Genomic DNA, 22379 nt, shown 5'->3' on the forward strand with positions numbered 1-22379 from the left:
CTGGCGCGGACCTTTCCAACGCGCGCGAATCCCAGGCGCTCGCTGCGGCCCTGCGCGGCGTCGGTCGAATCCGCGCTCATACGGGAGCCGGAACAAAAACACTTGTAAAGAGCTTTCCTGAAGCCTATGCGGCTTCGGGAAGGCTCTTTCTTTTCTTTCCCGTCCATTCTGGTATCATAAGAGGACACGACGTCCGAACCAGGACGGACAAAAAGAGATTTTTTTGCCGGAAAGGAGTACCGGATGAGTTCTGCATTGACACGCAAAGCGATCCAGCTGTTATGCGGCCGGACCGCTTACGATAAAGGAGAGGCGCTGAACCGCTCCGGAAAAGTTGTTTTTACCTACCATGATCCCGTCCTGCAGAGTGTGGAGGCGACCGTGGACGACCGCGAGAGCTATCTCGTAAAAGTGAGCGTGCTGTCCGGAGGCGGCATCAACGCGGAATGCACCTGCCCGTCGCTTCCTTCTTTCAGACAATCCTGCAAGCATACGGCGGCCGTGCTGCTCAAGCTGCTGGATTCAAGCCGGACGGACAAGGATTTCCCGGGCGCGGCTCTGCTTGAACGTTCGTCCGAAGGCCGGAGCGAAAGCGCAGCCGCACCTTCCGGATTCCCGGAACCCGGCCTCCAAGCGGGGGAAGCTCCCCCTTATGATACCGAATTGACCAGCAGCATGCTGGGGCTTTTCGGAGGAAGCAGGCGGCCGGGGAGCACCCGTTTTACGCGGGATGAGAGGGAGATGCTGGATCTGGAAATCGTGATCCGGCCTTTTGCCTACGGCTTTCGTAAAGTCATGTTCGCCGCCGAACTGAAAATCGGGCCGAAAAGAGTATATATCGTACAAAAAATAAGAGATTTCCTGGAGCGGCTCGACCGCAGGGAAGCGTACGAATTTTCCAGAGTGTTCACGTATGAGCCGAATCTTCACGGTTTCCGGCAGGAGCATGACGACGTTTTGCGGCAGCTTATCAAGATTCACCAGAACGAGAGCTTGTACAGGGAAACCGGGTATTCGTCCGCATCCTCCGCGAAGGCATTTCCGGGAGGCGAGCGGATGCTGCCTATTCCGCCGTTTTCGTGGACGACGCTGCAGCCGCTACTCGCTTGTGCCCCGGGCGTCAAGCTGGAGCTGGCGGACGGAGTATACGACGGCATACGGGTGTCGGGCGAGCCGCTGCCGCTCCAATTCGATTTTGACCGGTCGGAAACGGACGGCTACCGGATGGACGTGCAGGGCCTGGACCGCATTACGGTGATGGAAACGTACGGAATCGTCCTGCACCAAGGCGAACTGCTGGAGCTTCCGGCTCACCACTGCAAGCGGCTGGCGGAGCTCAAGCGCCTGATGGAGACGGCGCACCGGAACCGCCTGACCATTACGCCGGGCCAGATGGAGCCGTTCATGGAGAAAGTGGTTCCCGGACTGATGAAGCTCGGGCAGGTCCGGATCGCTCCCTCCGTGTCGGACCGGATTTACCAGACGCCGCTCAAGGCGAAGCTGTACCTGGACCGGGTCAGGGACCGGCTGCTGGCGGGTCTGGAATTCCACTACGGCAATGTAATCCTGAATCCGCTGGAGGAAGCCGGCCGGCAGCGCGGGACCGATCATATTGTGATGCGGGACACCGAGAAAGAAGAAACCATTATCCGCCTCATGGAACAGAACTCGTTCGCGAAGACGGAAGGCGGCTATTTCTGGGACGACGAGGAAGCGGAGTATGATTTCCTGTATCATACGGTTCCCCTGCTCGAGCGGATGCTGGATATTTATGCGACCTCCGCCGTAAAAGAAAGGCTGTATACCGGATTTCCGCCTCAGATTACGGTAGAAGTGGACGAGCGCACCGACTGGCTCGAGTTCAAATTCGAGCTGCTCGGTCTGCCGGAAGCGGAAATCCGGAATCTGATCCGGTCCATGCAGGTCAAAAGAAAGTATCACCGGCTGCCGAACGGCTCCCTTGTTCCTCTGGAAAGCGCCGAGTTCCAGGAGATTATCGCACTGATGAACGAGGCCGGAGCGGGAAAAGGCGACATGACGGATACGGGATTCCGTCTGCCGGTTAACCGCGGATTGCATTTGACGGACGCGCGGGAAAGAGGCAGTTCCGTTAAACTCGGCAAGTCGTTCCGGCGTCTGCTGGAAAATATGCGGAATCCGGACAATCTGGATTTCCCGGTGCCGGAGCGGCTCTCTCCCATTCTGAGGGATTATCAGAAATTCGGTTACCAATGGATGAAAACGCTGGCTCATTACCATTTCGGCGGAATTCTGGCGGACGATATGGGGCTCGGCAAAACGATTCAGAGCATGGCCTTTCTCGTGTCCGTTCTGCCGGATATCCGGAAAAAGAAGCTGCCCGCGCTGATCGTTTCCCCGGCTTCGCTGGTATACAACTGGCTTCACGAGCTCAAAAAATTCGCGCCGGAAATCCGCGCGGTCATCGCCGACGGGACGAAAACGCAGCGCAGCCGCGCTCTGCGCAAAGGATCGAAGGCGGATGTCATTCTTACTTCGTACCCGCTGCTGAGGCGGGACACGGATCTTTACGCGAAAGAATCGTTTCATACGCTGATTCTCGACGAGGCGCAGATGTTCAAAAACTATACGACCCAGACCGCCCATTCCGTCAAACAAATAAAGGCGGCCTACCGCTTCGCCCTGACCGGCACGCCGGTAGAAAACAAGCTCGAAGAACTGTGGTCGATCTTCGACGCGGTCTTTCCCGGGCTGTTTCCCGCCCGGCAGGCGTTTAACGAGCTGTCCCGGGAGGCGGTGGCCCGGCGAGCCAGACCGTTTCTGCTGCGCAGGCTCAAAACCGATGTGCTCAAGGAGCTGCCGGATAAAATCGAAACCGTGCAGGCGTCGGAGCTTCTGCCGGAGCAGAAGAAGCTGTATACCGCTTTTCTCGCGAAGCTCCGGCATGAGACGCTCAAGCATCTCCACGAAGAAAGCTTCCAGCAGAACCGCATCCGTATCCTCGCCGGCTTGACCCGGCTCCGCCAGATTTGCTGCCATCCCGCTTTGTTCGTCGACGGTTACGAGGGAAGCTCGGCCAAGTTCGAGCAGCTGCTGGAGATCGTAGAGGAATGCCGCAGCGCGGGCAAGCGCATGCTGATTTTCTCGCAGTTCACCGAAATGCTCGGCCTCATTTCCCGGGAGCTCGGCTACGAAGGGGTGCCGCATTTTTACCTCGACGGCAAAACGAAGGGAAGCGAGCGGGTAGAGCTTTGCAGCCGTTTTAACGAAGGGGAGAAAGAAGTCTTCCTCATTTCGCTGAAAGCCGGGGGAACCGGACTTAACCTCACGGGAGCGGACACGGTTATTTTGTATGATTTGTGGTGGAATCCGGCTGTCGAGCAGCAGGCTGCGGACCGGGCTTACCGGATGGGCCAGAAGAAAGTGGTGCAGGTGATCCGCCTGGTCAGCCAGGGTACGGTCGAGGAGAAAATGTTCCAGCTTCAGCAGAAAAAGCGCACGCTGATCGAGGAAGTGATCCGTCCGGGGGAAGAATCGGTGTCCACGATGACGGAACAGGAGATTCGCGACATCCTGATGCTGGACGACAAGATGGAAATAGGCGGAAACGGGGATTGACCCTCACGTTACGTTATCGTGTAAAGTTCATAACGAGGTGATGTTGTGGCGTATAAGGTGAAGGAAGTGGCGGATCTGGTGGGCGTGAGCGTACGCACGCTTCATCATTACGACGAAATCGGCCTGCTTGTACCCGACTCGGTCAACGCGGCCGGCTACCGGCTGTATACGGACCGGAATCTGGAACGCCTTCAGCAGATTTTGTTTTTCAAAGAAATCGGCTTTGCCCTGCAGGAGATCAAAGCATTGCTGGAGAGTCCCGATTTTGACCGTAAACGTGCGTTAATCGGACACAAGGAGCTGCTTCTCCGCAAGAAAAAGCGGCTGGAAGACATCATCGAAACCGTGGACAGAACGATTGCTTCTGTCGAGGGAGGTATTCCGATGAGAAAAGAAGATTTATTCGAAAGCTTCGACCGCACCCCGCTGGAAGAGCATAAAAAAAAATATGCCGCCGAAGCGCGCGAAAAGTACGGAAGTCAAATGATGGACGCCGTGGAGAAACGCGCCGGCTCTTATACGAAAGAACAGTGGGCGGCTATTATGGGGCAGTCCGAGCGGATTTATGCCAAAGCGGCCGCCGCAATGGAGGCAGGCCCGTCAAGCCGGAAGGCGCAGGAAGCGGCAGCCGAACTCCGGCAGTGGATTACGGGCCATTTTTACGACTGTACGCCGGAAATTTTCCGGGGACTCGGCGACTTGTATGTCGCCGATGAACGCTTCACGGCCAACATTGACCGGCACGGGGCCGGACTCGCCGCTTTCCTGAAAGAAGCGATGCATATTTATTGCGACCGGCTGGAGGGGGCGGAGGAAGAACGCGCAAACCGTTAAAATCAAAGAGATCCGGGCCCGGCGGGGTTCCGGGTCTATTTTTTTGCCGGGATTCCCGGCAGGAAGCATGGAAATTGTTATCTCTTCTAAATCATCGGGGCTATCAGAAATTGTACTTATAACGCTTACTTAGTCGCCTGTAATACAGCCAAGTTCTGATTGAGAATGAACCAAAATTTAGAATTAATAGTACAAACAAAGTCATGTTTATAATCTGCATTTTATCCAGATCGTGATTGGACATCCGGTGAATATTAGCCCCTATGATAAAAATATAAAAAATGACTAATGGAAGAAACATACAAGAATAGGTGATGGCTATGCGCCTAGCGTGTTTTAATTGATGTGATTTATCACTGTAGATTTGTGGCTGTTCCTCGTCCATTGAATATTCACGGCTCCATAGGGTCCATTTTTGAATAGATGAGGTGGAAATAAAGGCACTCTTCCAGCCGGCATCTCTGTGAATGTCGAAGTAGCCTTCATCTGCAATATTTTGATAATCCGCGCAATAACTTACTTTACGGGGACTTCCCATTGTAAAATAAAAAACGGTTCCTGTTTTACCAACACGATAAAGATTAAGCCCGTGTTCTTCCATTGCTTCGAGCCATTTTTCAAGCTTATCCGGAGCATACATCCATCCAAATCTTCTCTTAACAATTAGTTGACCTGAACGTCTTAACCGCTTCTCTTCATCCTTGCTTAGCCTTCTTTCAACTTGCTCCCTCCCCTGCAGTTTCTTTCGTTGTATGTTTTCTCCGATCAATTTCTTGTTTGTCTTATTAATTTTAATAACAGAATAAAGTGTAAGTACCCATAGGGCAATTCCAATGCCTATTAAAAAGTAGGTTAAAATCCAAAGAGGACTTTCGACAAAATGACCAGGTACATCTTGGATAAATATTACCGAACGGAGGATAAGATTAAATATAGCAATGACCGTTAAATAGATTAAAACACTCGCGAAAATGTACAGTATGGTCTTATTATGTTTGACTATACCTTCACGTACTGGGAAGGTCTTAATTTGTTCCAGAGGCTGTTCATTCGCCGTTACATACCAGTTTCCACTCTGCGAAACCTTCACCCATCCATCATCTACTAAAGCTCTAGACAGCGAATTGGTTTGAATTTTATTGAACCCGATCCTGTACGTTCTTTTTCTCGGCTCGCCTTGCTGAAAGAAAAAATGCCGTGTTCCTCGATTTATTTTTACTAATTCATGCCCCTTTTCTGTCATAGATGAGAGCCACTCTTCGGTTTTCTGCACATCGTAGCTCCAGAATGGCCTAAATACTTTTGTAATCATAAAAAAACCTCCCCGTATTTCAGTGCATTCTGGTACAGCTCTTTAAGTCTATCGATCTCAGCAGTGATTAATTTATGTCCAAGCTCAGTCACTTCGTATACCGTTTTTCTTTCCTCGTCGGAAAATACGGTTATAATCCCGTCTTTTTGCATTTTTGTTAAAGTTCCGTATACGGTGCCTGAACCTAATCGAATTCGTGAATTGGAAATTACTTCTACGTGTTTAACAATTCCATATCCGTGACGCGGTTCAGCTAAAGATAGGAGAATATAAAACGCCGTTTCTGTCATGGGTACATACTTTTTCAGCACTTTTTCAGTGTCCAGAATATCCACCTCCCTTGCCTTTGTACCCGTTTGACTATGTCACAGGTAAATATGTCGTGTCTCGACTATATCACGTCGTGACATAATGCTCAACAATAAAATACAAAAAGCAGTGAGATATCCATGATGGGAATCCACCGCTTTCTATTGTTTTTACGGGTAGTCGTCCATTCGGCAGCGGGAGGTGTCGGGTCGACGGCGGTGCAAATGGCGAAGCTGCTCGGCGCCGGACAAGTCATCGGAACGGTCGGGAGCGCGGGCAAAATGGCCGCAGCCTACGAAGCGGGCGCGGATCAAGTCATTTGTTACGAGGAGGAAGACTTCGCGGCCAAAGTGAGCGAGCTGACCGGCGGCGAAGGAGCGGATCTTATTCTCGATTCCATCGCCAGCCGGGTGTCGGAGAAGAGCCTCGAATGCCTCGCGCCGTACGGGCGGCTCGTTCAATTCGGCAATTCCGGAGGAGCGGCCGGAACGTTCAAGACGTCGGACCTCCATGCGAGCTGCCGTTCGGTTCTCGGCTTCAGCCTGGGTACGACCCGCAGCAAGCGGCCGTATTTGCTCAAGGAGCCTGCCGAGCGGGTGTTCCGGTTCTTGGCCGAAGGCAAGCTGAACATCGCGATCGGCCGCAGATTTCTGCTTGAGGAAGCGGCAGCCGCTCACGCGCGGGTCGAAAGCAGGCAGAGCACAGGCAAAGTGCTGCTCGATGTCCGGGCGCCCCGTTAACGGCCAAATAGCCTCCGTCTGTCCCGAAAGGGGAGACGGAGGCTATTTTTGATGCGGCGGTTCGTTCGCCTGCCAGCCGACAGGGGAGAAAGCCGGCAAAGCCGGACGTCCGGGGAACCGCGATGCCGGCCCCAATCGCATGGCCCTGCTTGCCCCGGGTCATGCCCGATGCGTCGTCGTCTTTTGAACCCGGCCGTTAGGCCGGTGTTCGCAGGTACGAAGCTTCCCGCACGAAGTGGGAGGCGGCCGTTACTCGGCCGCGGGCTCGGAACCTTCCGTGATCCAGACGGTTTTCTCCTGCACGGGGTTTCTTTTGCCGGCCTGCGGCGCAATCTGCGGGTAACCCACGTACACGAGGGCGACCATCTCGTCTTTCTCCCGCAAGCCGAAAGCCGCTTTCATCCGGGGATGGTACATGGGATCCCCGGACCGCCAGATGGCGGCAAGCCCCAGCCCGTGCGCCGCCAGCAGCATGTTCTGCACCGCGGAGTGGGCGGCGGCGAACTCCTCCATCCGGTTCACGGCCGGATCCTCGGAGGGAGAGACGGCTACGCCGATGATGACCGGGGCGCGGTACGCCTTGCTGCCCTGCTTGGCCCGCAGCTCCTCCAGCGCTTCGCCGGAAGCGCCGGAGCCTTCGGCCGCGACATCGGCGTAGGCTTCGGCCAGGACGCCGCGTCCGGCTCCCGTCATGACGAAGAAGCGCCACGGCTCCGTGCAGCGGTGGCTTGGCGCCCAGTTGGCCGCTTCCAGCAGCTCCTCGATGATTTCCCGCGGAATCGGCTCGTCTTTCACTCTTCCGATGGATCTCCGGCCGCTGATAGCGTCGGTCAGGTTCATATCCGTAGGCATGGCTGCCACCTTCCTTTTCCATTGATAAATATTCTCAATGATTCAAGCATAGGGCGGGACGACAAGGATGTCAACCGCGGGTTATTCGGGCCTAACCCGTCCAGTCAGCCGATGCTTCCGGTAACGACGTCGGGCCGCCCGACGCCGCTGTGAGCCAGGCAAACCCGTGCAGCTGACTAACGTCATGTTGCGACGCCGCACCGCTTGCCGGAAGCGTCGCACGGTGTGGAAAGAAGACTCCGCGTCGGGACTCTTTTCCCGAATAGTTTTTTTCCGGGCCAGGAAAACTATAAAGAAAGCTTTTACAAGCGAAGGGAGAATAAAGAGATGAGTGATAAGCATCCTAAAGGCCGCGTGGAATTCAGGCAGCCGCCGGTTAAATTGACGGCCGATCTTCCCGGCGATCCCGAAATGCGCGAGCATTTGGACGAAATGAGAGCAAACGACGGGTACCCGGGGTCCTGCGGAACTATAAATCCACCTGAAGGACAAGGGGAATAATCCGCTTCCGCTCCTGTCCAAGAAGCTCTGCCACTAAGAACCTTGGCCGCCAGCGGTCATGGTTTTTCTTTTTTTACGCAAGGGTGAGCATATTTAGTCTGAGGTAGCTCCGGCAATTCACGGCATCTGCTCCGGCGGACGGGTAAAGCAATTTTAAGCGGCTTACGGAATCGGTCTCGCAAGGCTGCATCTTCTTAACGTACCGGGTCAGCTTGCTCGTGTATAATAGAGAAAAGTTCGGAGCGAAATCGGAGGAACGGCATGGACTATAAAATTCTTGTTGCAGATGATGAGCAGACGATTACGAGTGCAATCGCATACGGCCTCAAACGGGAAGGGTTTGTCGTGGAAACGGCAGCGGACGGGGAAGAGGCTCTGCGCAAAACGGAATCGTTCCGGCCTCATGTACTGGTCATGGACGTCATGATGCCCCGGCTGACGGGTTTTGAAGTCTGCAGAAAGCTGGAAAACCGCAAAAACCTCGGCATTCTGCTTCTTACGGTAAAAAACGATATTGTGGATAAAATTCTCGGACTCGAACTGGGCGCAGACGATTATATGACGAAGCCGTTCGACTTAAGGGAGCTGATTGCCCGCGTAAGAGCTTTGTGCAGACGGCTGGATAAAAGCGGAAACGGCGAAGAGCCCGCTGTTTTGACGATCGGAGAGCTGAGCCTGCATCCCGAGCAGAGGCTTGTGAGTTTGAGAGGGGCAGCACTGAATCTTACTCCCAAGGAATTCGATCTGCTTGCCCTGCTGCTTTCAAATTTAAAAAGGGCTTTTTCGCGCGAAGAATTGCTGGATCTCGTATGGGGAATGGAATACGCCGGTGGAACGCGGACCGTCGATATCCACGTGCAGAGGCTGAGAACCAAGCTCGGCGAACCGTACCAGCACGTGCTCCAGACCGTCTACGGGGTCGGGTATAAAGCCGTCGGGGAAGTACCATGCGGATAAGCTTAAAATGGAAGTTTGCGCTGTTTATCGCCGCACTGCTTCTCTTTGCCGTCGGCGTGCTCAGCGTGCTCGTTTTGAACGGCGTACACAGATATCAGGAAGATGAGATGGAGAAGACGCTGAACCGGCAGGCCGAAATCGCGAACAACCGGATCGGACAGCAATATGTGACGGGGACGCGCTTCGATGCTCAAACATTTATGCAGCTGCAGGGGCAAAATCTGGCCGTCGAAATCGGTGTGGCGAGCGGCATGAGGTTCCTGCTCTACGATATGACGGGCGCCAGAACGGGAGATTCGCTTCCGATGGCGGAATCCCCGGACGTGAGCGGCGTGATTTCGCATGCCCTGAACAATAAGATCGTCTACAGGGTCCTGGGGGATACCGAGGATTATTTGGCACCGGCGCGAGGTCCCGACGGACAGATCGGCGTCCTGCATTTTCAGGTGTCGCTGGCGGCCCAGAACGCGTTTTACCGGAATTTGCAAAATTCCTTTCTGATAGCGGGCAGCGGCGTCCTGCTGTTCAGTTTTGTCCTCGGTCTCCTGTATATGAACCGTCAGGCAAAGGCGATCCGGCAGCTGAAAGAAGCGGCCGACGACATCCGGGTCGGGGATTTTATCGACGCTCCGCCCTTCCGGCGCGAAGACGAGCTGGGCTCGCTCAGCGACGGCATTTATGAAATGAGCCGCGCCATACAGGGCAGTTTGCGGACACGGCAGCATTTTATCAACAACATCAGCCATGAGCTGAAAACGCCGCTGACCTCCATCCGGGCTTACACGGATCTGCTTCATATGTACGAGGACGATCCGGGATTGGTCCGGGAGGCGCGGGACGTCATCGACAAGGAAGCGGCGCGGCTCTACGAACTGGTGGAGAAAGTGCTGAAGCTGGCGGCGCTGGAAAAGTATGAATTCGAACAGCAGCCGGAGAAAATCCGGATCGACTCGCTTCTAGAGGATCTTTTCTCCAGGATGAGAGGGAAAGCGGAGAAGTTCGGCGTGACCATTTCCCATGCACTTGTTCACGTGGAACTGTGGGCGGACAGGGAAAGCCTGATTCAGATTTTTCTTAATCTGCTGGACAATGCGATTAAGTACAACGTCAAGAACGGGACCGTTCTGATCCGCAGCCGGATCATGGAGGAAGGCGGTGTTGAGGTCGAGTTCACCGATACCGGACTCGGCATACCGGAGGACCGCAGAGAACGGATATTTGAGCCCTTTTATACGGTGAATAAGGACCGGTCCAGAAAGTCGGGAGGCAGCGGCCTCGGGCTGTCGCTCGTCAGGCAGCTTGTAAACAAGCAGCACGGGCAAATCCGGGTCGAACATCCCGCTGAAGGCGGGGTTTCTTTTATCGTGACTTTTCCGGCAGGGGACCGATGAAAAGTTTTGCTGAAACATTTACAAGTTCGAAACAAGTTGAAATCTTGCGGAAAACTTTGAGGGGTATATTCTAGGTAGAGCTTGAAAGGAGGACATCATTCTGAAGCTCGGCAGAATCGGTAAGCGGCTGGCCGTATGGGCGGGAATGATGTTCCTGCTTGCAGCCGCCTCGGGATGCGACCGCTCGCCTTCCCCGTCGGTAACCGTTGTGGATCCGCCGGCCGCCGGGACCGGCGAAAACATCGTGCTGGCGGGAATTCAGCGCCTGGATCCGTTCTATGGGATGGGCTGGAGCCCGCAGGGCGAACTTATCGGCATCTCGGGTGCTTCCCTGGTCGGCGCTCCCCTGGAGTTCCGGAATCTTACGGGAGACAAGCTCCGCGATACGGGGATAAAGGGAGCGACAGGGGCGCAGATGGCGCCGGACGGGAAGAATGCCTGGGTGTATCACCGGTATGAGGGAGCCGCGGATTTGTACAATCTGGAAACCGGCCGGATTATACGCATCGGGCCGCAAACCCGGGAGTTCCTGGGAGCGTGGATAGATAACAAGTCGTATCTGGCTGTGCTCACGGAGCCGCAAGGGCGGCTTGTCCAATTCGGCACCGACGGCGAAATGACACCCGTAGAACACGAGAACGTGGAGTCCGGTATCGTTAAAGCCGCGTTAAAAGCCGGCCGGCTGTATGTCCTGAGCGGCGAACGGGAGCTGACCGTCACGGATGGAGGCGGCGCCCGGGTCTGGACCCGGAGCGGAGTGTCCGACTTCGCGCTGTCTCCGGACGGGAAGCAGATCGCCCTGGTCAGCGGAATCGGACCCGATCAAAACGCGCTCGTATTGGCCGATGCCGTGCTGGGCGGCAGTGAGAAGACGGCAGCGAGGGGACGCCTCCTGCAGCAGTTGTCGTGGTCGCCGGACGGAAGCCGGATCGCCTTCTCCGTATTCAGTCCCGATCAGGGGATGACGGGACTTTACGTGATGAACGCGGACTCGGGCCGGATGATCCCCGTCACGTATAAGCCGAATTTAAAAAGCGTCATTGACTGGAGTCCTTCGGGTACTTCCTTCATGGTCAGTGAAGTTCTGTCCGGCGACATCACGGACAACATGTTCACGACCATCTATCAGTTAAAATAAGCAGTCAGAGACAGAAAGAGTGAAGAGAGATTGAAAGCGAACCTAGTCAAACAAGCGGCGGTCTGCACCCTGCTGGCCGCATCCCTGCTCGCAGGCTGCGGAGCCCAGGAACAGAATGTTCAAGTCAAAGAGCCGGCCCGGCCGAACTCCGCCCAGACGGCTTCACCGAGCCCGGGAGCGGCTGCAAGCGGCAATGTCCTCGCCAAGCTCCAGCTGAAAATTTCCCAGGCCAAAGAAGCCGGGGAGGTCACGGCCTTCCTCGACGAGAACATCCCCAAAGCCGATAAAGCGACGGCCGATCAGATGTTTATCGAACTTCAGAAGTTTTACGACACGCATCTGCCCGGATTGAACGCCAGCTTTACCGAAATGATGGGCCAACCCGGCACGGCGGACAAAATGAGGGAGATCGGCTATCCCGCGGATTTCAACAAGATCGTGAACGACGATACGCTGAAGCAGTGGCTGAAAAACCAGGTGGCCGCCAAGCTCCAGCTGTCGGATAAAGAGGGCAGTTATTTCTGGAAAGTCGACTATGACGCGCTGAACAAGTCGTATGCACCGTATGTGTCGGACGATCTGAAGGCGTATCTGGCCATCCAGTCGCTTGAAAACAAGACGCCTTTCCGTTCCGACGCCAGCCTGAAAATCTCGCGCGACGAGCTTGGGGAGCGTACCTTGGCCGCGGAGAAGGTTTTGACCGCCTACCCGAAGGGGCCGAAAGCGGAAGAAATCAAGGCTCTCTACAGTGAATATCTGCATGAATATATTCACGGCTACCGCTATGAAGCGATCGAGGAACCGGGCATGAAGCTCATTCCGCTCGTGAAGCAGAGCTACGAGAAACTCGTCAAAAACAACCCGGATACGAAGACGGCCGGCATCGTGAAAGAGTATCTGACGGTCATCAACACGAATAAGGATGTTATTTATAACCCCGGAAAAAAGGGCGAAAGCATCATCGGAGACCCCAAACCCGGCATCGACGCTTTCTGGAAGGGGCTTGACGCCCGTATCGCCGCCGCATTTCCGGATGTGAAAACCGCTAAGTAAAGATATAAGGATGGGATGAAGGATGAAACATCGACCGTCTCTTCGAGAAGAACGGCAAATACGGCAAACGCCACGATACGCTGCAGGTTAAAGCAGCGGACAGCAGCGTTTATGTGCGCAAGGACAGCAAGAATTTTCCTTCTTACGTCAAGGGAGGCGAGCTTAAAGCGATGAACGAAGCGGCCAAAGCTTATCAGCGGCAGGTCAAATAAGTACATGCAAGAATCCAGGCCGCGTTCCTCGCGGCTTTTTTGCTTTTTGAGGGATGTATGACAAAAATCCCCTATGGGATAAAGATCCATGGGGGATAATAAATCTATCGTTATAACTTATGCAGATGATTAAACGTGTTTTTTACTAAATGGTCCTTAAACTACTCCCAGTTTCTCAAAAATGCTTTGGCTGTTCCGCCTGTTTCATTCCACAAACGCACTTTATAGCTGCAACCGCTAGACAGTTTAAATGCTTTTGTAATACTCCCGACACCTTTTATTTCCAAATCGATGGGAGCGCCGCCGCAGCTGGATAAAACGGCCGCTTTAGCGAAATTTTGGCCTCCGCTTTGAGTGGTGAAAAAAGTAAATTTACCCTCTTTATCTTGACCGGATATGGATCCGACCGTGTTGTCTTCCCCCGGCTCAGAAATAACTTGTAAACTTTCATTTGCGGCATAAGCAGAAGTTGCAAGAGATAGGGCTAAAACTCCGGTCAAAAGAATGGCAGAAAACTTTTTAATCATAATAACACCTCCAAAGTTGGTAAATATAGTCTATCATATTTATAGAAGAATTGGTAGAATATATTTTTTTATAAATATAAAAAGAAAATTATTTTCTCTTATTGATTTCATTCAGATTCGCAACTCTCTGAACACGGGTTTATAATCGTATAGGGGTTGCTTGATGCAGGCCTATCCTCTGCCTTCCATGTACAATCTACATCGTTTCTACATATTGTGCTGATAAAGTAAAATAGGGCCCGACCCGGCCCTAATCCGGCAATGCCAAGTAAAGGGGGAATCTGCCCTGAAAACGATTCTGGTCGTGGATGACGAAGACAAAATCAGGGAAGTCATCGTGTCTTATCTGCAAAAAGAAGGCTTTCGTACCGCCGAAGCGGGCAGCGGTCAAGAAGCGCTGCAAACGGTCCGGCAAGGAGGCGTCGACCTGCTCGTTCTGGATCTGATGCTGCCCGATATGGACGGGGAACAGGTATGCAGGGAAATCCGGCGGTCCGATGCGGTACCGGTTCTTATGCTCACGGCCAAAGCTTCCAAGACGAATCAGATTCACGGTCTGTCGCTCGGAGCCGACGATTACTTGACGAAGCCGTTCGATCCGAGGGAGCTTGTGGCACGCGTGAGAGCTATTCTGCGGCGTTCGGACGACAGCCAGCTGCTGGCGGACCGGGTTTCTTTTCGGAACGGGCACCTGGAGATCGACTCATTGAGGCAGGTTGTTTTTTGCCAAGGGGAACCGGTCAGTCTGACGCCTATCGAATACAAGCTTCTGATAGCGCTTGCGCGATATCCCAAGAGAAGCTTTACGAGGGACGAGCTCGTCGATAAAATTATGGGTTTCGCCTACGACGGGGACGTGAGGACCATTGATCAGCATGTGAAGAATATCCGTCAGAAAATCGAAAAGGATCCGAAAATTCCCGTCTATATCCAGACGGTTTACGGAGCGGGATACCGTTTCTCCGGTGAGCTCAAGTGAAGAAGAAGCTGCATGTCCGGCTTGCTGTCATGATCGTCGCGATGGCTACGGGAATTCTGATCATCTCGACGGCGACCATTCTGATCAGCACGCATTATCATATCACGATGTACATGAATCAGGCCGACGGCGCGATGCACGATATGCCCCGGCTCAATACGCATCTGGAACAGGCCATCATGCAGTCGGTGCTCTGGACGTTCCTGGGTTCGATCGTGCTGGCCGCCTGCATGGGCTTCTGCGTAGGGAAGCGGGTGTCGGCTCCGCTCGTGGAAATGAAGGCCGTGGCCGAGAAAATGACCGGAGGCCAGCTGGACAGCCGGACCGCCGTGGGCGGAGACGACGAGCTGGCGGAGCTCGGGAAGTCGATCAACGAGCTGGCGGAGCAGCTGCAAAGGCTGGAGAAGATCCGCGTTACGATGACCGAGGATATCGCCCATGAGCTCCGAACGCCTCTGGCGACTTTGAAAAGCCACATGAGGGCGCTGGAGGACGGCATCTGGGAGCCGACACCGGAGCGCATTCATTCGTGTTACGAAGAGATCGTCCGTCTGGCCGATCTCATTAACGAGCTCGAAGAGCTCAACGAACTGGACTCGCCGGTATTCCGGCTCACCCGGACGAAGGTGCCGCTGGACACCGTGATGGAGAAGGTCAAGGCATTTATGTCCGCCGCCTTCCTGGAAAAACGGATCCGCTTCACCGTCGACGCCCCCCGGAGCGTGTACCTCGATGCCGACCCCGACCGCCTTACGCAAATTCTGGTCAATTTGCTCAGCAACGCCTTGACCTATACGCCTCCTGACGGGGAAGTGGCGCTCAAAAGCAGGCGTGCGGGAGACAAGGTGTTCATTACCGTCAAAGATACCGGCCCGGGTATACGGGAAAGCGATCTGCCGTATATTTTCGAGCGCTTTTACCGCGGCGACAAGTCGCGCAACCGCAGGTCCGGAGGCAGCGGGCTCGGACTTGCCATCGTCAGCAAGCTGGTGCAGGCGCACGGAGGCCGGATTTCGGCGGCCAATGAAGGGGGAGCGGTTTTCCTGATCACCCTTTCCGCAGCGCAGCCGCCCCTTGCGGCATTAAAGACGCAGATTTTGCAGGAGCCGGATGCCGGAGACGAGTATCGGTTTAAAAAATAAACGTTTGAGGGAGCTTCACCTACACAGGTTCTTCATAATTGATGGGTACACTGATCAATAGAACCAATTGAGAATTTATGTGAAGGAGGCATCCGTCAAATGAAAAAATGGATAGGAGTCGGGATGATAACCTTGACCGCATCGCTGGCTCTTACGGGCTGCTTGAACGATCCGTCCAAAAATACAGCCGGTGGAGCGGCGGCTCAGCCTGTAACGGAGGCGGGCAGCGGGGGAGCCGATTCGAAGGCGCCCTGGATCGCGTCCAAGAACACGACGCGCATCAATTCGAGCGATCCTTACGAGGCGGCGGTGCTCACCTCGCGTACGCTGTGGATGGCCACAAGCGACGACAACCGCCCGGGAGGCGTCGTGCTCGTCAATCCCGAGGAGTGGCAGACCGCCCTCGCGAGTGCGGATCTGATTCATCATCCGAATAACGGGCCGGTTCTTTTCGTTAACAAGGACGGCATTCCGGATGTAACCGTGCGGGAACTGAAACGCCTGAAACCGGCCGGAGTCGAATCCAACCAGGGCGTGCAGGCCATTCTCGTCGGGAATTTGGACCCTAAAGTGGAAAAACAGGCCAAGGAATTGGGCCTCAAAACGGACAAGATCCCGGCGGACAATCCCGCCGCGGCGGCAAAAGCGATTGATGCTTATTACGCGAAGGTAGCGAAGGAGAATCCGCCTTCCGTTATCGTAGGTTCCAGCGAGAACAAGGAATACACGATGCCGGCCGTCAACTGGATCTCCCATATGCCCGAGCCTCTGCTCTACGTGAGCAAGGATAAGGTTCCCCAAGAGACGATTGATGCTTTAAAAACACGGGACGGCAAGGCGAACATCTACCTGCTCGGCCCGGACTCCGTCATTTCCGCAGCCGTCGAGAAACAGCTCGGCGAATACGGCAGAGTCGTGCGGATAGCGGGAAAAGACCCCGTCGAGAACAGCATCGCGTTCGCCAAGTACAAGGACCCGGCAACGGGATTCGGCTGGGGAATCACGACGCCGGGCCATAACTTCTCGCTGATCAGCAAGGAGAATCCGGATCTGGCCCTCGCTGCCGCCCCGTTCTCGCATCTCGGCAAGCACGCGCCCCTCATCTGGACGGAGAAGGACAAGCTGCCGGATTCCGTCATGGCGTACTTGATGTCCGTGCAGCCGAAGTACGACAAGTCTCCCGTGGAAGGCCCGTTCAACCACGCGTGGCTTACGGGAGACGAGCGTTCGATTTCGGCTGCGGGTCAGGGCGAGATCGACTCGATGCTCGAAATCGTCTCCAAGACAGGAGGAGGACACGGGGGTCACGGCGGCATGTCCGGTATGCCGGCCGCCGGTGACCAATCAGGGGCAGCCGGCGGCGATGCCGGTAAGAGTTCCGGCACCGGCGGCGCAGCCGGAGCGGGCTCTGGTTCCGGTTCCGGGAAGACCGACATGTCGGGCATGTCTCATGCAGGCCATTAACGGAAGTCGTCCGTCCGCATCAAACGAACAAAGAGAACGCCGGCGGCGTTCTCTTTGTTTTAACAGCGAAATGACAAGACGCGACCTGATGAGCAAACGTCGCCTTGCGTATGAGATCGACAAGTTCCGTGACGGACACGATGTGCGCGTACATTTCAACGCGGAACCTGCAGTCGCGGCAGAACTTGATTGCACAAGATCGAGGCCAGCCCGTTTTTACGGGTTGGCCTTTCTTCTGGCCGTTCTTGCGCATCCGGCGGCTGTACTATTCCACAACGCCCGTGCGGATCAGTTCCATGTTCAAATGGACATCGACGGACATGGAGGATATTTTGTCGTACCAAATGCTTTTCGTTAGACTGCCTCCGCGAAGGGACTGGCGGTAAATTTCCCCGAAGCCGACGGGATCTGTTTTTAAATCCGTCATTTTGGCGAGCACGCTTTCCATTTTCTTCTTGAATTCGTCGGTTACGAGCTGCTCTATCGTGCGAGTCACCTCGGGATCGGTTAAATTGATTCCGGCGGAAATCTCCTCCAGAGCGAATTTTAGCTTCATGTTCAGCTCGTAAGCGGGTTTTTCCGGGTCCGTCAGGCGGATTTCATACTTGGTATCGACGATCCGGACAACCGTATGAATGTGCTCCCGCCGGTCCGTGTTATTTTCGCTCAAATAAGGCTCCAGCTTCTTCTTGTGGAGCTTAAGTTCGAAGGTGCCGGCCTTGAACCGGTTGCGGATCAGCTTCAGATATGCGGCGTCGCTGTTGGACAGCATACCGACAATTTTGTCGGATCGGAACAGGGCCGCCTTTTCGGACGAGATCGTTTCCCCCTTGCGGACAAAAACGGGAAGAACGGGATCTTTGCCGGCGGTATAATAATCTCGCAGAAATTCATGAAGCGTAGGTGAAATAATCTGTCCTTCCAGCACATTCTGCTTGATTGTGTCGTACAGATACGTTCCGATATTACTGATGTTCCGGTACGGATACTGGAGAAGATCGGCGCTTTTCTCGGTGCTGATGCCCAGATATATTTTTGTGCCGATGGAAGGATCGCGGATCAGGGAATCGACGAGATCGATCAGCCCGTCGCGGGCGATCGCTTCCTCGTACAATACGACGCGCAGCTGGCCCAGCATCAGCTTTTTGGATGATTTGCGATTCTGGTCCTCCCGCAGCTTTTTGGTCGTATAAGCCTGGTTGGCCAGAATCGTAGCCCGGTGACCGGATTCTTTATCCAGGGTGTACATGACGGATGTGCCGTTGAGGACGCTGCCTTGGCCTTTGTCGAAACCCAGCGCCACCACGAGACCGATTCTTTCGAAGACCCGCCGCTCCACACATCCCGTCGCAGCCAGAACCGTCACAAGTGCCAGCAGGCAAAGCCGACGAATTTTCACCGGGAGTCACCTCCGTTTGGGGGCTGAACAACCCGTCTTTTGAAGAATAGGAGCATACTCAGCAGGAGCGGATACGCAAAAGCCATGTATATGCTTACTTGACCGGATATTTCGTTCAGCCGCTTAATTTCAAGTCTGTTGCTGAAAAACGTACAAATCACAAACAAAATGCCGACGACGAGGTAAAGGGAAGCTTTTTCCTTCAGCGGGCTCATTTTCGGAATACCGCGGGAGGCGGACCACACATACAGCATCACGTTCGGCAAAATTCCGATGAGATAGAGCGAAACCGTAATATATTCGACGCGCTCGATAAAAGGAAATTCCACGATTTTGAGCAAAGTCAAAGTCGGCCAAATGTTGTGGATAAGCTGTCCTCCGCTGAAATAGACAAGCGCCGTAAGCATGTAAATGAGATAAGTAACCGTAGTAAACAGAATGGCGAAATGTGCGTATTTCGGGGCTTTGTTTGTATCCCGTATAAAAGGAAAAACAAACATCAGCAGTTCAAAACCGACAACCGAGAAGGAGATCTCTTGCGTTCCTTTCAGAAAATCCCGCGGAGAATGATTCATGACGGGGAGCAGATATCCCCAATCCGCGTATTGCAGGGGATAGTAGAACAGCAGCATCTCGAGAATTATGATCAGAATACTTATAAATCCGATTCCGGCAATCACTCGGATGCCTCCGAGCACACCGTACAAAGTGAGGCCAAGAACCATAAGGGCCAGGAACCAGGTAGGTATGTCCGGAAAAATCCACGTCTGCACAATTTCCGCATAATTCCGGAGAATCGTCAAAGCGATGAGGATCAGGTAAGCCGCATAGAGGAAGGACAGTACACCGCCCAGCCATTTTCCGAAAGCTTCTTTCTGAATGCCGTAGAGATCCTGGCCCGGGTATTTTTTGAGAAAGGAGAACATGGCGACGATGACAAGATGGCAGAACAGCCCGGCGAACAGGACGGTAACCCATGAATCCTGGCCGGTCATTTTATAAATTTTGCGTTGAAAGCTGGCCGCTCCCACACCTATCTGCGCTGTTGTAATGATAAAGAAAAGCAGATAGGCGCGCAGTGAAATACGGGGAGATTCCGGATAGCTGTTCATGTCAGTCACCTAGTTTTCTTCTTGGAATGGTTCGAACAAATCTATATTTTGCCGGTTATCCGGGGTCTCTGCGGTGTCCCCTTTCTTTTTCCGGGCTTGGAAAGAGAAGGTTTTGACAAGGTTGTCCATGAATTTGCCGTAAGGCCGTCTGATAAACAATTCGGTAAATTCGGAGCTGTCAAACGGATAAAACGGCTTCAGGTACGGCGTGCCGAGCGAAGTGAGCCTCAAGAGATGGATAAGCAGAAAAGATACGCCGATGACAATGCCGACCCCGCCCCAGAATCCGGCGATCATGATCATGGGGAAGCGGAGAATCCGGACGGCCGTTCCCATCATATATCCCGGGGAAGTGAAGGAGGCCAGCGCGCCGAGCGCGACAATCATGATGAGCAGGTTGCTGGTGAACCCGGCCTGAACGGCGGCTTGCCCGATGACGATACCGCCTACGATGCCCATCGTCTGACCGACTTTGGTCGGCAGTCTCGCGCCCGCTTCCCGCAGAAGCTCAATGATGAATTCAAGCAGCAGAGCCTCGAATAAAGGCGGGAAAGGAACCTTCGCCCTGGAGGTTGAAAGAGGGTCGAGCAGGGCAGACGGGATCATTTCGTAATGAAAGGTGAGCGCGGCCACATAAAGGGGAGTCAGCAGCATGGAGAAGAAGACGGCCAGCATCCTCAAAGTGAACACGAAAGCGGACATCTGCCAGTGTACGTAACGGTCTTCTTCGGCTTTGAAAAAATCGATGAACGTGGAAGGACCGATCATGACACGGGAGCTGCCTCCGACGAGTACGATCACTTTGCCTTCGAGCAGCGAACCGACGGTCCGGTCGGGCCTTTCCGTCAGGAAATACATGGGGAAAATGCTGTCGGGATTGTCTTCGAGCAGCTTGGCGATCATGCCGCTGTCCAGAATGCCGTCCGTCTTGAGATTGGACAGGCGGTTGCGGACCATTGCGACATACGCGTTATTGTTGAGTCCCTCCATGTAGAGCATGATCGTTCGGGTTTTGGTCTGATTTCCGATCATGAACGATTCGGTTTTGAGCAGCGGATCGTTCAGGATGCTGCGGATCAGAGCCATGTTCTGATCGAGCGATTCCGCGAAACTGACCTGTGGCCCGAAAATCTGGCTTTCGTTCTCGGCAGCAGTCAGATTCCTTCCGGGAAACTGATCCGCCTGAAGGATCACCCCTTTTTCGAAACCCGCCGGATGAACGTAAACCCAGCCTGCGAGCAGCAGAGAAGGGATTTCACCCCATTGGTTCATTTTTTTGCCCCCGCCCACGGGCAGGTACGAAAGAAGCTCATCCGGACCGAGACCCCCGCCGAGTTCCAGCAGCGGATGGAGAATGTCGCGGTGCAGAATATCTTTGTTAATCAGCTGGTCGAGATAAAACAGCTCGTAAGACTCTCCGGGTATCCCGATGATTTTGCTTTGGATCTGATTCGTCCCCTGGGAACAGTACGCTTTGAAATCAGCAAAGCTGCGGATGGTAAAATCAGGCATTGGGCAGACACGTCCTCCCTTGCGGGCTTGGTCCGCTTAGTATGACCGGAATCGGCTCTCTTTACTTACATTTACCGGGAAGAAAGGAAAATAGGCAGGCGGAAATCGTTGTTGCGGGAAGATAAGCCCTCCGGCCTGTGATATAGTGGTTAAAAGCGGAAGGCTAGACTTCGACGACGGAGGGGAAATTCATGGAGCCGAAACCGACAAAAAGCTGCTGCGGGGGAAGCCGCGGACAGTTCACGGAACTTTCAGGCCTGCCGGATGAGACGCGGACCGGGGTCATGACAGGCATGAAAAAGGCGGATACCGATCCGGCCGAGGGGATGATTCTGCTCCCGGGCTGCCGCAAGGAGTAAAAACACTCCGGACAGCTCTGCCGGAAATATCGGGTTCCGGTGTGCGGCCGATGCTTGACGCCGGGCCTCATTGTGCCCGTAAGCAGGTCCGGAAAGGCTGGAATACAGCCTGCGAACCTGCTATAATGTGGGAACCGAGGTGATGAGTGATGGGGAAAAAGAATAGACCCGCCCCTGCGCCGCGTGCCGCCGATACGGATAAGCCCGCAACGCTTAAGGACCTGCTTAACCCGCAGGTTATCGAGAAGTTGAAGGCTCAATCCGATCAGATGAAGGCGGACGAAGCGAAGCGCCGCGAGGAAGAGCAGCGGAAAGCGGCGGAGGCCCGCAAGGCCGAGCAGAAACGGCTGGACAACAATTTCGAACATTTGCTGGCCAACAGCGAGATGGATTGGCGCAAATACAAATAAGCAAGCAACCCCAGGCAGTCTGCTCCGGCAGGCTGCTTTGTTTTTGCCGGGCCGTATGCTCTGCTTCAAGGGGGCGGGACCGCTGTTGCTCCTCAAGCGGATTCATTATATAATTATGTAAGCATGTACACATTCGTAAAGGAGCTTAAAGGGTGGAACAACTGCAAAGCTTGGCCGATACGTTTAAGCTCATGGGAGACAAAACCCGGCTGACGATTCTTGCCCTTCTGCGGGAACGGGAGCTCTGCGTCTGCGACCTGGTGGACGTGACGGGAATGTCCCAGCCGAGCATTTCCCAGCATCTGCGGAAAATGAAGGATGCGGGACTGGTGAGCGAGACGAGAAAGGGACAGTGGATCTACTATTCACTGGCGGCTGATCAGAAGGACCGGACTCTGGAGCTGCTCCGCCAAGTCCCTTCGCTGAGACACAAAATCGCTGAAATAGAAGAGAAAACGGACGGAAACGGACGCTGCGGCTGAGTCCTTCAAAAGTCTTGCCTTCACAAGTAATGGCGGGGGTAACGATCCGTCACGCTTCGTCCCGTAATGGCACGGCCCGGAAATAAATTCCGGGCTT

20 protein-coding genes and 2 pseudogenes are annotated in these 22379 nt (G+C 54.3%); 15 read left to right on the forward strand and 7 right to left on the reverse strand.

Annotated elements, in window-relative coordinates; genetic code table 11:
• Positions 1-243 precede the first annotated feature (243 nt).
• Both AC2TF6_RS11330 and AC2TF6_RS11335 read left to right on the forward strand, forming a co-directional pair.
• Complete coding sequence (locus tag AC2TF6_RS11330) at positions 244-3597, forward strand: DEAD/DEAH box helicase (protein ID WP_491311069.1); 3354 nt, start codon at positions 244-246, stop codon at positions 3595-3597.
• A gap of 45 nt (positions 3598-3642) precedes the next feature.
• On the forward strand, positions 3643-4431 hold the full coding sequence (locus AC2TF6_RS11335; RefSeq protein ID WP_491311070.1) for a MerR family transcriptional regulator: 789 nt from the start codon (positions 3643-3645) through the stop codon (positions 4429-4431).
• A 103-nt stretch (positions 4432-4534) separates the two neighbouring features.
• Here the strand turns inward: AC2TF6_RS11335 and AC2TF6_RS11340 are convergent, their stop codons facing one another.
• A complete protein-coding gene (locus AC2TF6_RS11340; RefSeq protein ID WP_491311071.1) occupies positions 4535-5743 on the reverse strand; it encodes a DUF2812 domain-containing protein in 1209 nt (402 codons plus the stop codon).
• A complete protein-coding gene (locus AC2TF6_RS11345) occupies positions 5740-6069 on the reverse strand; it encodes a PadR family transcriptional regulator (protein WP_491311628.1) in 330 nt (109 codons plus the stop codon). Before AC2TF6_RS11345 ends, AC2TF6_RS11340 begins: the two co-directional genes overlap by 4 nt.
• Before the next feature lie 159 nt (positions 6070-6228).
• Between AC2TF6_RS11345 and AC2TF6_RS11350 the strand changes: the two are divergent.
• Positions 6229-6792, forward strand: a pseudogene (locus AC2TF6_RS11350) (quinone oxidoreductase family protein); the annotation flags it as partial.
• A gap of 249 nt (positions 6793-7041) precedes the next feature.
• Here AC2TF6_RS11350 and AC2TF6_RS11355 read toward each other — a convergent pair.
• Entirely contained in the window at positions 7042-7644 is a 603-nt protein-coding gene (locus tag AC2TF6_RS11355) for a nitroreductase family protein (RefSeq protein ID WP_491311072.1), read from the reverse strand.
• A gap of 327 nt (positions 7645-7971) precedes the next feature.
• Here AC2TF6_RS11355 and AC2TF6_RS11360 point away from each other — a divergent pair, with 327 nt between their 5' ends.
• From AC2TF6_RS11360 to AC2TF6_RS11380, 5 genes are all read left to right on the forward strand, one after another.
• Entirely contained in the window at positions 7972-8145 is a 174-nt protein-coding gene (locus AC2TF6_RS11360) for a hypothetical protein (RefSeq protein WP_491311073.1), read from the forward strand.
• A gap of 261 nt (positions 8146-8406) precedes the next feature.
• Positions 8407-9102, forward strand: a complete 696-nt coding sequence (locus AC2TF6_RS11365) for a response regulator transcription factor (RefSeq protein WP_491311074.1) — start codon at positions 8407-8409, stop codon at positions 9100-9102.
• Positions 9093-10493: a sensor histidine kinase gene (locus tag AC2TF6_RS11370; protein ID WP_491311075.1), complete on the forward strand. Its 1401-nt coding sequence runs from the start codon at positions 9093-9095 to the stop codon at positions 10491-10493. Before AC2TF6_RS11365 ends, AC2TF6_RS11370 begins: the two co-directional genes overlap by 10 nt.
• A 148-nt stretch (positions 10494-10641) precedes the next feature.
• Positions 10642-11631: a TolB family protein gene (locus tag AC2TF6_RS11375; protein ID WP_491311076.1), complete on the forward strand. Its 990-nt coding sequence runs from the start codon at positions 10642-10644 to the stop codon at positions 11629-11631.
• Between the two features lie 30 nt (positions 11632-11661).
• Positions 11662-12684 carry a hypothetical protein gene (locus AC2TF6_RS11380; protein WP_491311077.1) on the forward strand — a complete coding sequence of 341 codons (1023 nt, stop codon included), beginning with the start codon at positions 11662-11664 and terminating at the stop codon, positions 12682-12684.
• Between the two features lie 373 nt (positions 12685-13057).
• Here AC2TF6_RS11380 and AC2TF6_RS11385 read toward each other — a convergent pair whose 3' ends face one another.
• Complete coding sequence (locus AC2TF6_RS11385) at positions 13058-13423, reverse strand: hypothetical protein (protein WP_491311078.1); 366 nt, start codon at positions 13421-13423, stop codon at positions 13058-13060.
• Between the two features lie 286 nt (positions 13424-13709).
• On the opposite strand from AC2TF6_RS11385, the gene AC2TF6_RS11390 reads away from it, so the two are divergent.
• The 4 genes and pseudogenes from AC2TF6_RS11390 to AC2TF6_RS11405 all read left to right on the forward strand — a co-directional run.
• Positions 13710-14402: a response regulator gene (locus AC2TF6_RS11390; RefSeq protein ID WP_491311629.1), complete on the forward strand. Its 693-nt coding sequence runs from the start codon at positions 13710-13712 to the stop codon at positions 14400-14402.
• Positions 14399-15544, forward strand: coding sequence for a HAMP domain-containing sensor histidine kinase (locus tag AC2TF6_RS11395; RefSeq protein ID WP_491311079.1), 1146 nt, complete (start codon positions 14399-14401; stop codon positions 15542-15544). The genes AC2TF6_RS11390 and AC2TF6_RS11395 overlap by 4 nt, the downstream gene beginning before the upstream one ends.
• Positions 15545-15643: 99 nt before the next feature.
• Positions 15644-17008: a cell wall-binding repeat-containing protein gene (locus tag AC2TF6_RS11400; RefSeq protein WP_491311080.1), complete on the forward strand. Its 1365-nt coding sequence runs from the start codon at positions 15644-15646 to the stop codon at positions 17006-17008.
• A gap of 67 nt (positions 17009-17075) precedes the next feature.
• A pseudogene (locus tag AC2TF6_RS11405) lies at positions 17076-17198 on the forward strand (30S ribosomal protein S6); the annotation flags it as partial.
• A 75-nt stretch (positions 17199-17273) separates the two neighbouring features.
• Here AC2TF6_RS11405 and AC2TF6_RS11410 read toward each other — a convergent pair.
• Genes AC2TF6_RS11410 through AC2TF6_RS11420 form a run of 3 tightly spaced genes read right to left on the reverse strand, consistent with a single transcriptional unit; the run spans position 17274 to position 21031 of the window.
• Positions 17274-18407 carry a Ger(x)C family spore germination protein gene (locus tag AC2TF6_RS11410; protein WP_491311081.1) on the reverse strand — a complete coding sequence of 378 codons (1134 nt, stop codon included), beginning with the start codon at positions 18405-18407 and terminating at the stop codon, positions 17274-17276.
• The gene (locus AC2TF6_RS11415; protein WP_491311082.1) at positions 18404-19519 is read right to left on the reverse strand and encodes a GerAB/ArcD/ProY family transporter; all 1116 of its coding nucleotides are present in this window, start codon (positions 19517-19519) and stop codon (positions 18404-18406) included. The genes AC2TF6_RS11410 and AC2TF6_RS11415 overlap by 4 nt, the downstream gene beginning before the upstream one ends.
• 9 nt (positions 19520-19528) lie before the next feature.
• A complete protein-coding gene (locus tag AC2TF6_RS11420; protein WP_491311083.1) occupies positions 19529-21031 on the reverse strand; it encodes a spore germination protein in 1503 nt (500 codons plus the stop codon).
• Between the two features lie 191 nt (positions 21032-21222).
• Here AC2TF6_RS11420 and AC2TF6_RS11425 point away from each other — a divergent pair, with 191 nt between their 5' ends.
• The 3 genes from AC2TF6_RS11425 to AC2TF6_RS11435 all read left to right on the forward strand — a co-directional run bounded on the left by AC2TF6_RS11425 (position 21223) and on the right by AC2TF6_RS11435 (position 22282).
• Positions 21223-21390: a hypothetical protein gene (locus tag AC2TF6_RS11425; RefSeq protein WP_491311084.1), complete on the forward strand. Its 168-nt coding sequence runs from the start codon at positions 21223-21225 to the stop codon at positions 21388-21390.
• Between the two features lie 149 nt (positions 21391-21539).
• Positions 21540-21800, forward strand: coding sequence for a YqkE family protein (locus tag AC2TF6_RS11430; RefSeq protein WP_009672917.1), 261 nt, complete (start codon positions 21540-21542; stop codon positions 21798-21800).
• Positions 21801-21952: 152 nt separating this feature from the next.
• Entirely contained in the window at positions 21953-22282 is a 330-nt protein-coding gene (locus AC2TF6_RS11435) for an ArsR/SmtB family transcription factor (RefSeq protein WP_491311085.1), read from the forward strand.
• Positions 22283-22379 lie beyond the last annotated feature (97 nt).

The organism is Paenibacillus sp. JNUCC 35, assembly GCF_058269095.1.